This window comes from Paraburkholderia dipogonis, from assembly GCF_046027395.1.
In the GTDB taxonomy this organism is placed as follows: domain Bacteria; phylum Pseudomonadota; class Gammaproteobacteria; order Burkholderiales; family Burkholderiaceae; genus Paraburkholderia; species Paraburkholderia dipogonis_A.
The window spans coordinates 1-11,436 of record NZ_JAQQEG010000089.1 but is presented as its reverse complement, the minus strand read 5'-3'; the positions used below and the strand labels follow the sequence as shown (position 1 = coordinate 11,436).

Annotated in this window: 11 protein-coding genes; 8 read left to right on the top strand and 3 right to left on the bottom strand. The window is 62.6% G+C overall.

Going from position 1 to position 11,436, the window contains the following annotated elements; genetic code table 11:
• Positions 1 to 301 precede the first annotated feature (301 nt).
• From PQR32_RS41560 to PQR32_RS41530, 7 genes are read left to right on the top strand one after another with little or no spacing between them, the layout of a single operon-like run.
• Positions 302 to 694 carry a RidA family protein gene (locus PQR32_RS41560; protein WP_408241542.1) on the top strand — a complete coding sequence of 131 codons (393 nt, stop codon included), beginning with the start codon at positions 302 to 304 and terminating at the stop codon, positions 692 to 694.
• 14 nt (positions 695 to 708) lie between these two features.
• Positions 709 to 1,704 carry an amidohydrolase family protein gene (locus PQR32_RS41555; RefSeq protein WP_408241539.1) on the top strand — a complete coding sequence of 332 codons (996 nt, stop codon included), beginning with the start codon at positions 709 to 711 and terminating at the stop codon, positions 1,702 to 1,704.
• A gap of 9 nt (positions 1,705 to 1,713) precedes the next feature.
• Entirely contained in the window at positions 1,714 to 2,442 is a 729-nt protein-coding gene (locus PQR32_RS41550) for an RraA family protein (RefSeq protein WP_408241536.1), read from the top strand.
• A 29-nt stretch (positions 2,443 to 2,471) separates the two neighbouring features.
• On the top strand, positions 2,472 to 3,095 hold the full coding sequence (locus PQR32_RS41545) for an RraA family protein (RefSeq protein ID WP_408241533.1): 624 nt from the start codon (positions 2,472 to 2,474) through the stop codon (positions 3,093 to 3,095).
• A complete protein-coding gene (locus tag PQR32_RS41540; RefSeq protein ID WP_408241530.1) occupies positions 3,092 to 3,730 on the top strand; it encodes an RraA family protein in 639 nt (212 codons plus the stop codon). The genes PQR32_RS41545 and PQR32_RS41540 overlap by 4 nt, the downstream gene beginning before the upstream one ends.
• A gap of 9 nt (positions 3,731 to 3,739) precedes the next feature.
• Positions 3,740 to 4,738: a DODA-type extradiol aromatic ring-opening family dioxygenase gene (locus PQR32_RS41535; protein WP_408241528.1), complete on the top strand. Its 999-nt coding sequence runs from the start codon at positions 3,740 to 3,742 to the stop codon at positions 4,736 to 4,738.
• Between the two features lie 38 nt (positions 4,739 to 4,776).
• A complete protein-coding gene (locus tag PQR32_RS41530; protein ID WP_408241525.1) occupies positions 4,777 to 5,739 on the top strand; it encodes a Gfo/Idh/MocA family oxidoreductase in 963 nt (320 codons plus the stop codon).
• Between the two features lie 27 nt (positions 5,740 to 5,766).
• On the opposite strand, the gene PQR32_RS41525 is transcribed toward PQR32_RS41530, so the two are convergent.
• Positions 5,767 to 7,113 (bottom strand): MFS transporter, encoded by a 1,347-nt coding sequence (locus tag PQR32_RS41525; RefSeq protein ID WP_408241522.1) that lies wholly within the window; start codon positions 7,111 to 7,113, stop codon positions 5,767 to 5,769.
• A gap of 352 nt (positions 7,114 to 7,465) precedes the next feature.
• Here PQR32_RS41525 and PQR32_RS41520 point away from each other — a divergent pair, with 352 nt between their 5' ends.
• Entirely contained in the window at positions 7,466 to 8,650 is a 1,185-nt protein-coding gene (locus PQR32_RS41520; RefSeq protein ID WP_408241519.1) for a Gfo/Idh/MocA family oxidoreductase, read from the top strand.
• 57 nt (positions 8,651 to 8,707) lie between these two features.
• Here PQR32_RS41520 and PQR32_RS41515 read toward each other — a convergent pair whose 3' ends face one another.
• Positions 8,708 to 10,144: an MFS transporter gene (locus PQR32_RS41515; protein WP_408241516.1), complete on the bottom strand. Its 1,437-nt coding sequence runs from the start codon at positions 10,142 to 10,144 to the stop codon at positions 8,708 to 8,710.
• A gap of 27 nt (positions 10,145 to 10,171) precedes the next feature.
• On the bottom strand, positions 10,172 to 11,173 hold the full coding sequence (locus PQR32_RS41510) for a PhnD/SsuA/transferrin family substrate-binding protein (protein WP_408241513.1): 1,002 nt from the start codon (positions 11,171 to 11,173) through the stop codon (positions 10,172 to 10,174).
• Between the last annotated feature and the right edge of the window lie 263 nt (positions 11,174 to 11,436).

Genomic DNA, 11,436 nt, shown 5'->3' with positions numbered 1-11,436 from the left:
GCGAATGCGGTTTTATTCATCGGCACGCGCGCCGTCACGCGTGTCTTCACGCGAATGGTGGATGAAGTTTAGGAATCTAATAACATGCTGTCAATCCAGAGTTCCGCCTGGTGAGTATCGGCATTCCGACGCTTACGGGTGTTGCGCTGCGCAAGCGACGGTATCCGGTCGCAAGCGCATCACGGCCATCAAAAATTGCCTTGACACTGCAATGACGCTGCATGATATTAGAGACCTAAGTAGCCATCTACGTATTCATCCACGCGTGCATGATGTGTCATGCGAAGCCAGGAGGAGACAGATGAATCAACACAAGGGGCGCTCTCTTGAAGTGCCGGGTGTCAGCCACGGCAATGCGCCGATTCCAATGGGCGCCCGCGTGGGCAACATGCTGTATTCGTCGGGCATTCCAGGCAAGGATCCGGCAACCGATACGTTGCCCGACACCGCCGGGGCGCAGGCCCGTTTCGCGTTTCAGACCATGCAGGCGCTATTGGCCGCGGGCGGCGCGGGTCTCGAGCACCTCGTTCGCATGACGGTTTATATCAAGGACGACAGCGCGCGCGCCGCTGTCAATCAGGAATGGCTGCGCTGCTTCCCGGATCCGCACGACCGGCCCGCGCGCCACACGCTCATCTACGACCTGCCAGGCGGCATGCTGGTCCAACTGGAAGTCGTCGCCATTGTTTCGTGAGGAGGTTTTCCGACATGCCTATGATCATCGATTCCCATGCACACGTCGTCGTGCCGCCAGAGAGTTACCGTTACATGGCCGAGCTGGTTGGCAACCGTGGCAATCCGAGCAGCGCGCCGACGCTGACCGAGAAGGCGGTACGCGACGCCGGACAGACCATCATCGACATCATGGACAAGGTCGGTACCGACATCCAGTTCCTGTCGCCGCGCCCCTACATGCAGATGCATTCGATCAAGCCGGCGAAAGTGCCGGCGCTGTGGGCGCACCACATGAACGACCTCGTGTATCAAACCGTGCAGATGTTCCCGACACGGTTTCGTGCCGTGGCGGGCTTGCCGCAATTCCGCGACACGTCGCCAGTCAACTGCTTCGAGGAACTCGAATTCCGTGTGAAGGAGCAGGGCTTTATTGGCTGCCTGCTGAATCCGGATCCGACCGAAGGTGAAGGTCCACAGCCTCCTGGTCTCGGCGACCCGTTCTGGTATCCGCTGTACGAAAAGCTCTGCGAACTCGACATTCCCGCGCTCGTTCATTCGGCCGGCAGTTGCCAGGCGCGCGAAAGCTACACGATGAAGTTCATCAACGAAGAGAGCAATGCGATCGTTTCGCTGGCTAGTTCGGATGTGTTCGAGCGTTTCCCGAACCTGAAGCTGATCGTGCCGCATGGCGGCGGCGCAATTCCTTATCACATGGGGCGCTTTCGTGCGTGGGCAGTGCGCAAAGGCGGCGAGTGTTTCGACGACAAGCTCAAGCGTTTATGGTTCGACACCTGCACGTACGACAAGAACGCGCTCGAACTGCTCTTTAAGACGATCGGCGCCGATCGCGTGCTATTCGCCACGGAGAATCCCGGCACTGGCAGCGCGACGAATCCAAAAACCGGACGGGCATTCGACGATCTGAAGCCGGTCATCGAAGCAATCGATTTCCTGACCGGCGAAGATCGCGACAACATCTTCGAGTGCAATTGTGCGCGTCTCTATACGCGCTTCAAAAACTACAAGTAAGGGAGCGTCATGAACGGCAATCCAGCCTTGCCGGCGCGAACCCAACGCAACGCTGACGACGACGCGCAACTCGCGCTCGTGAAGCGCCTCGCGAAGCTCGACACCTGCGCGGTATCGGATGCGCTAGATCGACTCGCGCTGCGCGGCGTCGCGTTCGGATTGCGGCGCCTCGCGGGCACCCAGCGTTTCGCGGGTCGCGTTATCACGGTGACGCTCGGTCCCGCTGATGGCGGCACGGCGCCGCGTCATCTGTGCACCGCGGCGGTCGACATGGGCGGCGCGGGCGACGTGATCGTCGTCGAGCATCATGCGCATCAGGAAGCGGCGGGGTGGGGCGGCATCCTGTCGTATGCCGCGAAACGCAACGGGATCGAAGGTGTGATCGTGGACGGCATGTGCCGCGATATCGACGAGGCGGCCGAGATCGATTTTCCTGTGGTGGGCCTCGGCGCAGTGCCTGCAACCGCACGCTCGCGCGTGATGGAGACAGCCTGCCAGGATCCGGTCGTGGTGCGCGGCATTCGCGTGTATCCCGGCGATCTCGTGCTCGTGGACGGTAGCGGCGTGGTGTTCGTGAAAGCGCAGCGTGCGCTCGAAGTGATCCAGTTGGCGGAGTCACTTGCTGATCGCGAACGGCAGATGGTCGAACGCCTGCGCAGCGGCGAACCGGTCAGCGCGGTGATGGGACATCAATACGAAGGCATGTTGAACAAGGACGCTTCGAGGGGACAGGGATGATAGACAGCGCCGTTTCGTTACTGAGCCGCATGGATACGACCACCATCTCCGATGCGCTCGACAAGCTCGGCATTGCCGGCCAATGCCTCGGCATCGTACCGCTCGATCCGGCGTTCCGCCTGGCCGGCCCCGCGTTCACGGTTCGCTATGTGCCGTGCGGCGTGCATGGCGGCACGGTCGGCGATTACATCGACGATCTGCCGGAAGGAACCGTTGTCACGCTCGACAATCAGCAGCGGCTCGACGCCACCGTGTGGGGCGACATTCTGACCATCGTCGCGACGCGCAAGCATCTGGGCGGCACGGTGATCGACGGCGTGTGCCGTGACGCGCCGCGCGCGATCGACATGCGCTATCCGATCTTTTCGCGCGGCAGTTACATGCGCACCGGCAAGGACCGTGTAGCGGTCGACGCGGTGCAATGCAGCGTGTCGATTGGCGGCGTGCGTGTCAATCCGGGCGATCTGCTGGTCGGTGACCGGGACGGCGTGGTCGCCGTGCCGAAAGAGCGCGCCGAGCAGGTTGCCGAGGTGGCGCAGCGAATCGACGAAGCGGAGAACCGCATACGCGAAGCAGTGGAGCGCGGCGAGCGCCTCGATGAGGTGCGTAAGAAACAGCAATATCACTCGTTGCAAACGCGGGCCGCATCATGAGCGCAGGGTTCTCCGCCGAATTGCTCGACAACGCGCGCCGGCTCGGGTCGGCTACGTTGCACGAGGCCGGAGGCAAGATAGGCGCGTTGCCGTCGTCGATCAAACCGCTCAACGCGCAGTGGCGTATTGCCGCGCCCGCCTTCACCGTTGCGGGGCCGGCGCTCGACAACCTGTGGCTGCATCGCGCGATCTATGCGGCGCCCAAAGGCGCGGTGTTGCTTCACGAATGCGGCGCATTTGCGGAAGCCGGCTACTGGGGCGGCGTGATGGCGAATGCCGCGCTCGCGCGCGATCTGGCCGGTTTCATCTCCGAGGGTGGCGTGCGCGATGTCGAGGAATTGCGCGCATTGGGCTTCAAGGTTTTTGCCGCCAACATCTGCATCCGCGGCACCGGCAAGCGCGCGGACGGCGCAGGGGCGCTGGGCGGCTCGGTGCGCATCGGCGACGTGCTCGTCACCACGGGCGACCTCGTGGTGGCCGATGCCGACGGCGTGGTCGTGCTGCCGGCGCAGAACGCGGAGAAGATCGTGGCGGCGGGCATGGAACGTGAAGCGAAAGAGAAGGACATAGTCGCGCGGCTCAAACGCGGCGAACGCTCGCTCGATATTTACGGCTTGCCGGAGAACGCACAATAGGAGTGGAAGATGGCTGAAATCGTGCTCGGTATCGGCACGTCGCATACGCCGCTTTTTACGCTCGACAGCAGCGACTGGCGGCATCGGGCGCAGGCCGATTTCAACAACCCGGCGCTGAACCTGTCGGACGGCCGCCGGATGAATTACGCGCAGTTGCTCGCCGAAGTCGGCCCGCGCTATGCAGAAGCCGCACAGCCGGAAGAGTTGCAACGCAAGGCGCGGAGATGCGAGGCGGCGCTCGATCATCTGGGAGATATCCTGGAGATAGCCGCGCCTGACATTGCGCTAATCGTCGGCGACGATCAGGGCGAACTGTTCGGCACCGACAATCAGCCGGCGTTCGCGGTCTACTACGCGGACAATCTCGTCACGAGCGACGCCTATGGACATGAGGACAGCCCGGATTGGGTCCGCACCATGGGGCGCGGCTACATGATGGATGACAATCACGCCATTCCGGGCGATGCGGAGTTCGGCCTGAAGGTGGTCCACGGTCTGATCGATCGTGAAGTGGATGTCGCCGCGGTGGCGCGGATCGGTGAACGCGATCGCTGCGGGCTGGGTCACGCATTCGGCTTCGTGGTCAAGCGGCTGTTTCGCAACCGGCCCATTCCGGTCGTCCCCATTCTACTGAATACGTACTTTCAACCGAATGTCGCGAGCGCGTCGCGTTGTTACGATATCGGCGTGAAGCTGCGCGAAGTGATTGCCGCGATCGACGGCAACACGCGTGTTGCGATCATCGCGTCGGGCGGCCTGAGTCACTTCGTCGTCGACGAAACACTCGACCTTGGCGTGCTCGAAGCGCTTCAGTCCAATGACGCGCGCGCTTTGCGTGCGTTGCCTCGCGGGGCGCTGAACTCGGGATCTTCGGAGATACTGAACTGGGTGTTGGCGGCCGGCGCGCTACAGTCGCTGCCGGTGGCCTGGAAGGAGTACATTCCGATCTATCGCACGCCAGCCGGAACCGGCGTGGGTGCAGCCTTCGTGGTGTGGAAGCCGGCGTAGTCGATCGCGCGCGCACCGCATGAATTGCGGGAGCCAATATGAGCGAGCCGCTCAGAATCTGCATTGCCGGCGCGGGCGCGTTCGGCGTCAAGCACATTGAAGCGCTGTCGGCGATCGACGGCGCCGTCGTGACGACGCTGGTCGGCCGCGACGCCGGGCGTACCGCCGAAGTCGGCGCGCGCTTCGGTATCGGCGATACGTCGACTGATTTTGCGGCGACGATTGCTCGCAAGGATATCGACGCGGTGATCCTGTGCACGCCAACCGGCGTCCATGCGGCGCAAGGGCTGGCCTGCCTCGCCGCGGGCAAGCACGTGCAGATCGAGATTCCGATCGCCGACAACCTCGCCGATGCGCAGGCACTGCTCGACGCGCAGCGGGCGAGCGGCGGCCTCGTGGGCATGGCGGGGCACACGCGGCGCTTCAATCCGAGCCATCAATGGATACACCGGAAAGTCGCGGCGCGCGAGCTGACGATCCAGCATCTGGTCGCGCAAACATTTTTCTTTCGCCGCACCAACACGAATGCACTTGGCGAGCCGCGCAGCTGGACCGATCACCTGCTCTGGCACCACGCGTGCCATACCGTCGATCTGTTCGCGTACCAGACGGGTGAGCATGTCACACTCGCGCGGGCGATCGAGGGTCCGCCGCATCCGGTTCTCGGCATCGCAATGGACATGTCGATCCAGATGAAGGCGCGCTCCGGCGCGCTCTGTACACTCGCGCTGTCGTTCAACAATAACGGGCCGCTCGGCACCACGTTCCGCTATATCTGCGACAACGGCACTTTCGTGGCGAGCTACGACGACCTGACCGATCACAACGGAAAGGCGGTCGACGTGTCACGCGTCGATGTGTCGATGAATGGCATCGAGTTGCAGGATCGCGCGTTCGTCGAGGCGATACGCACGGGCAGACAAGCGCCGTCGAGCTTCGAGAGCGTGTTGCCCGCGTACGTCACACTCGACCGGCTCGCGCATTCGCTGAACGAGGTATAGCGACCCGAGGGCGCGGGCCGCGCTCAGTCACGGCCGGGATCGCGCGCTCACCATCGTCGGCTCTTCGGCGCGAGCACCGACGAAGCGCGGTCGCTTCATCAGCGCAATGACGGTGTACATGATCAGCGAGAGGCCGTTCAGGCCGATGATCATCACCCACGCCGCCAGGAATTTGCCGCCGAACACACCGACCAGATAGCCCATTGCCGCAGGCGAAAACGAGCCAAGCAGATTGCCGAGACCCACGACGATGCCGGTCGAACGTGCGATCTGCGTATGCGGCACGTAGTCGTGCAGCATCGCGCTATGCAGTCCGCCGAAGATCATCGGCGCGGCTATGCCGAGCACGAGCAGGAAAGCGGTCACGAGCAGCCAGGGCACGCTCATTGCGATCGAGAGGCCAGCCATGGTTGCAAGCGCAACCGCCGCGCCGACCCACGCGCGGTGACGCGCCTTGTCCGCGAGATAGCCGACGAGGACGACAGTGAGAATCGGCGCGATATAGCTGATCGAGATGACGCCGCTCATGCTCTTCATCGAGAGGCCTCGCTCGCGCACGAGGTACGTGGGCAGCCACGTTGTCAACCCCCACAGAATGGCCGATGAGCTTGCATGCACGAGTATCAGCAATACGATGGGCAGGTTCAACAGCGACTGCGCAAGCGTCGGCTGCGCGCCGCTCGCGGTGCTCACCGAAGGCGGCGCGCCACTGCGGATATACGCGACTTCCGCCTCGTTCACGAACCGCGCTTTCGCCGGATAATCGGCGCCGAAAAAGTAGAAGAGCGGCACCAGCACGAACGAGAAAATGCCCAGCGAAATGAATACGCCGCGCCAGCCAAGTGCGAGCAGGATCATCGTGATGATCGGGATGCCGACAGCAATGGCGGCGAACGCGCCGCTGACCCACATGCCGGTCACGCGCGAACGTTCCCGCGACGGAAACCAGCGTCCCGTATAGCTGTTCGCCAGCGGCCAGATGCAACCTTCGGCTGCGCCCAGCAGCGCGCGCGCAACATACAGTTCGGTGACGCTCGTCGTGCGGCCGCAGATGAAAGTAAAGAAAGCCCAGCCGCATATGCTGAGCATGGCCGAGCGACGTGGTCCGATCCAGTCGATCACAAAGCCCCACAACAGCATGCCGATTCCGTATCCCGCGACGAACAGGGTGTTGAGCATACCGATGTGCGCCGGTTTGCCGACGAGATCGAGTGCGCGCAGGAACGTGTGATCGGCGATTACGACGGACATGTTTGTCTTGTCCATCTGCACGGTGAACGAGAACAGGATCAGCAGCGGCGCGATCACCAGCCAGCGGCCGCGAGTTCGCCTGAGTTGACCCGTGGATGTTTCGTGCAACGAATTCCCGTTCATCGCGTTTCACCGTTCGGTTGTGAACAGACAGGCGGACTTCTCGTCGTGCAGGCCGCGTCGGAAGAAGAGCGCATGAAGCGGGGCACGTTGTCATTCGAGGCAGCAAAAAAATGCAGCTACAACTTAGTCATCTAATCGTTATGTGCTGAGCATTTTCCTCTCACTGTTCCGCTTGTCAATCCTGACGGACACCTGAACGTGTAGAGAATTACCCTCATCGGAATACACCGACTTTGACGGCCGCGAATTGCCTCACATTCGTCGTGCTTTCATTTATACTTTGGTATCTAATATTATTTTGACCGATGGCCAATGCGATGTGATTTGGGCCGACGCGAGCGGAGACAGAGAGATGGGCGACAGTCAGTATCAAATTGGTGTGATCGGGCTCGGTACGGCGGCACGCATGATGCTTCCGGCGATCGCCGCTCATCGCGGCATGGCGTTGGCGGCAGTCGCCGATCCCGTGCAGGAGGTGCGCGAATCGGTGGGCGCGCAGTGGGGCGTGCCTTCGTTCGAGAGCATCGAAGCACTCGTTGCGATGCAACACCTGGATGCCGTCTACATTGCGACGCCCACGGAGATGCACGCGCAGCACACCTGTATCGCGGTGCAGGCGGGCCTGCACGTATTGTGCGAAAAGCCGATGGCCGCCCATCTGGAGGACGCGCAAACGATGGTGGTTGCAGCCGCTCGCGCACAACGGGTGCTGATGATCGGGCATTCGCGCAGCTACGATGCGCCGATCCACAAGATGCGCGAGATCATTGAAAGCGGCGCGTTAGGTCGCGTGCGGATGGTCACGCAGCTGTCGTACACGGACTGGATCTATCGGCCGCGTCGTCCTGACGAACTCGATCCCGCGCGTGGCGGCGGTATCACTTACCGGCAAGGCGCGCATCAGTTCGACGTGATCCGCCTGCTTGCCGGAGGCCTCGCCACGCAGGTCAATGCAACCACATTCGATTTCGATCCGGCGCGTCCAGCGACTGGCGCGCATACGGTCGTGATCCGCTTCGCCGATGGGGCGATCGGCAATGCGATCTACAACGGCTATGGCGCGTTTCTATCGGCGGAATTGTCGGACGATGTCGACGAAGGTGGTTTCGCCGCGGACCCCGCTGCGATCGGCGCGCGGCGCCGCGCATTCGGGAGCGTACGCGGAGGCGAACAACGGGATGAAACCGTTGCGAAGCGCGAGCGGGCCGCCAGGATGCATCGCGGTCAGCCGCCTTTTCATCCGTCGTTTGGCCTGACTCTCGTGAGTTGCGAAAAAGGCGACATGCGTCAGTCGCGCAATGGCATCTCCGTCTACACCGCTGGAGGCCGCGAGGATATTGCGTTGCCCATCCCGCCTGGACCGCAGGATATGGTCGTCAGCGAATTTCATGACGCGCTGTCGGGGCTGCGCGCACCCGTGCACGACGGGCGCTGGGGTCTCGCCAATCTGGAGGTGTGCGTTGCCGCGACGGAGTCGGCACGCAACGGAAAGGAGGTCGCGCTTACCCGACAGGTCGCGGTGCCGATGCCGCGTTGAAGTTCGCGCGTGCGTGCAGCGATCCGTGCACGTATCCGCGCCCCGCGCCCTGGCTTTCTATTGCTGCGCGGCGCCGCCGCCCGCGGGCTCACGCAACAGATGCGCGACGCTTGCCGACGAACGCTCGGCCCAGCGGCTCGTTGAGAGAAACCCGAGCGCGACCGTCGCCACGCCGATAATCACGACACCCCACCAGACCGGATGCGTCGCGTCGGCGAAGTTCACACCGGCAGCGGTTCGCGCATGGGTGATCACGCCCGCGAGCGCCACGCCCAGCGCGGCGCCGATCTGGCGGCTGGTCGACGCGATCGCCGCCGCAAGTCCCGCCTGTGCGAGCGGCATGCCCGACACGGCCGTGTAGGTCACGGTGGCGTTGACCATGCCGACGCCGCACCCGAACAGCAGATAGATTGCGAACAGGGCGACAAACGGTGTATCCAGCGCGAGATGGGTTTGCCACAGCGCGCTCGCTGTCAGGCTGATCCCGCACAGCACGATATTCGGCCGCGCGCCATGGCGATGCAGCAGCCATCCAGAGAGCGGCGAGCAAATGATCATGCCGAGCGCCATGGGCAGCGTGCACAAGCCGGCGAGCATGGCGGAGAGACCGCGTGTTTCCTGGAGATATAGCGAGTTCAAAAAAAGAAAGCCTGAAAAAGCACCGATCGTTCCGATCGCTAGCAGCGTCGCGCAACTGAACGGCACGTTACGGAAGAAACGTACGTCGAGCATCGGCTGGCGTTGCCGCGCTTCGTGCATCAGCAGTCCAACGGTGGCGAGCCCGGAGAGTGCGAAGATGCCGACTATAGGCGTTGATTGCCAGCCGAACTCATGTCCTTCGATCACGGCGAACGTCAATGCCGCGAGCGCGATCAGCACGAGTAGTTGCGCAAGCGGATCGAGCGGCCGCGCGTGCTCCGCGCGCGATTCGGGAACGAGGCAGGCGGCCAGTACGATGGCCGCCACGCCGAACGGCAGATTGACCCAGAAGATCGCCCGCCAGCCGATGCTTTGCGTCAGCAGGCCGCCCACTAGCGGCCCGAGCGCCATCGAGATGCCCACCACCGCGCCCCATATTCCCGTTGCGCGCGCTCGTTCCTTCGGGTCCGAAAACACGTGCGTGATGATCGACATCGCGACGGGATTGAGCATGCATCCGCCGAGCGCCTGCACCGCGCGGAAGGCGATCAGCCAGTTCACGCCCGGCGCGACGCTGCACAACAGCGAACCGAGCGAGAACACGCCCATGCCGATCTGGAAGACTCGCCGTCTACCGAAGCGGTCGGCAAGCGATCCGCCCATCATCAGAAAAGACGCGACGACGAGCGTGTAGGCGTCGATGACCCATTGCAGCGCGGAGAGCGATGCGTGCAGGTCGAGACGGATCGCCTGCAGCGCGACGTTGACGATCGTGACGTCCATCGAGACCATCAGCAGGCTCAGGCAGCACGTCGCGAGAATCACGGTGCGGCGGGCGGGCGAGAGTTCCGGCATGGCTGCGGCGCGCCTCGGGATTTCGCGCTACAGATCGAGCGTCGACTTTGCGAATACCTCGTCCACCTCGACGCGCTGTGCGGTCAGCCCCTGTTCGTACAGGAACTGCGCCACGTGTTCCACGACGGGCCGCGATGCCTTCATGCCGTAAGCCTTGGGATCCTGGGCGAGCGCCTGTTGCGCGGACGCATCGATCAGACCGGTATCGAGAAATGCGCGCAAGCCTTCGGCGGTATCGCGCTCCGCTTCATTCTTTGCATCGACGAACGCGTGATAAAGATTCAGCGCGAGCCACGGGTGCTGCTCGTAGAGCGAGCGACGGATGACCACGGTGTGATTGATCGGGTAGATGCCGGTCTTCGCATAGAAGCGGCGCGTTTCCGCAAGCTTGTTCGCGAAGAGCGGCCTGACCGTTTCGACCTTGCTGATGTCGATCGTGCTGCGATCCACCAGATTGCGCGCGGTCAGATAGAGCAGGGTGCCATCCAGTTCGCCATTGACGAGCATTTCGCCGATATTCGTCGCAGCTGGAATCTGGTTCAGACGAACGCCCTCGGGCGGCCGGAAACCGGTTGCGCCGCCATGGCTTTTTTCCGGACCACGCTCCATGAACCACTCTATTTCGCGAGCCGCCACGCCGAATTCATGCTCGAGTATGCCGCGCGACCAGAGTGCGGCGGTCTGCTGGTACTCGGGAACGCCGATGCGCTTTCCGCGCAGATCTTCCGGACGTTCGATACCACGGTCGGTGCGCACCAGAATATTGGTGTGGAAGAACTGCCGGGACGTATAGACAGGCAGCGCAACCCAGTCGCGATCACCGCGCGACGCCGCGATGAAAAGCGACGAAAGCGACATCTCGGAGACGTCAAAATCGCCGTACTTCAACTGACGCCAGAACATCTCGGACGGATGCACGACGGTAGGTATCAACTTCACGCCTTGCGCATGCACGCGGCCTTGCGCGAGCGGGCGGGTGCGTTCGTTGTCGGATAACGCAATGCTCAACGTGATCGTGTCGCCGCTCATGGTCTCTGTCTCCTTGGCGGGATGGAAAAATGTCGCAGGACTGAACGGATCAGTCGTCTAGTTAGCCGTCTAATAATCGGCTCATGCCGGTTTCATGTCAAGCGAGTGGACGCATGTGAAGGCCCTGCTTAGGGCTTTCCCGATGTCGCCGCACGGAGCACGACGTCGATTGACACGATTAACTTAGATGCCTAAACTAAATCCAACATCATCGATAACCGGCTGACGGGCGGTGCGGCAAGCACAACGTTCCGTCGCGGAAT

Coding starts and splice junctions, on each gene's coding strand:
- PQR32_RS41560 (WP_408241542.1), top strand. CDS start 302: ATGAATCAACACAAGGGGCGCTCTCTTGAAGTGCCGGGTGTCAGCCAC.
- PQR32_RS41555 (WP_408241539.1), top strand. CDS start 709: ATGCCTATGATCATCGATTCCCATGCACACGTCGTCGTGCCGCCAGAG.
- PQR32_RS41550 (WP_408241536.1), top strand. CDS start 1,714: ATGAACGGCAATCCAGCCTTGCCGGCGCGAACCCAACGCAACGCTGAC.
- PQR32_RS41545 (WP_408241533.1), top strand. CDS start 2,472: ATGGATACGACCACCATCTCCGATGCGCTCGACAAGCTCGGCATTGCC.
- PQR32_RS41540 (WP_408241530.1), top strand. CDS start 3,092: ATGAGCGCAGGGTTCTCCGCCGAATTGCTCGACAACGCGCGCCGGCTC.
- PQR32_RS41535 (WP_408241528.1), top strand. CDS start 3,740: ATGGCTGAAATCGTGCTCGGTATCGGCACGTCGCATACGCCGCTTTTT.
- PQR32_RS41530 (WP_408241525.1), top strand. CDS start 4,777: ATGAGCGAGCCGCTCAGAATCTGCATTGCCGGCGCGGGCGCGTTCGGC.
- PQR32_RS41525 (WP_408241522.1), bottom strand. CDS start 7,113: ATGAACGGGAATTCGTTGCACGAAACATCCACGGGTCAACTCAGGCGA.
- PQR32_RS41520 (WP_408241519.1), top strand. CDS start 7,466: ATGGGCGACAGTCAGTATCAAATTGGTGTGATCGGGCTCGGTACGGCG.
- PQR32_RS41515 (WP_408241516.1), bottom strand. CDS start 10,144: ATGCCGGAACTCTCGCCCGCCCGCCGCACCGTGATTCTCGCGACGTGC.
- PQR32_RS41510 (WP_408241513.1), bottom strand. CDS start 11,173: ATGAGCGGCGACACGATCACGTTGAGCATTGCGTTATCCGACAACGAA.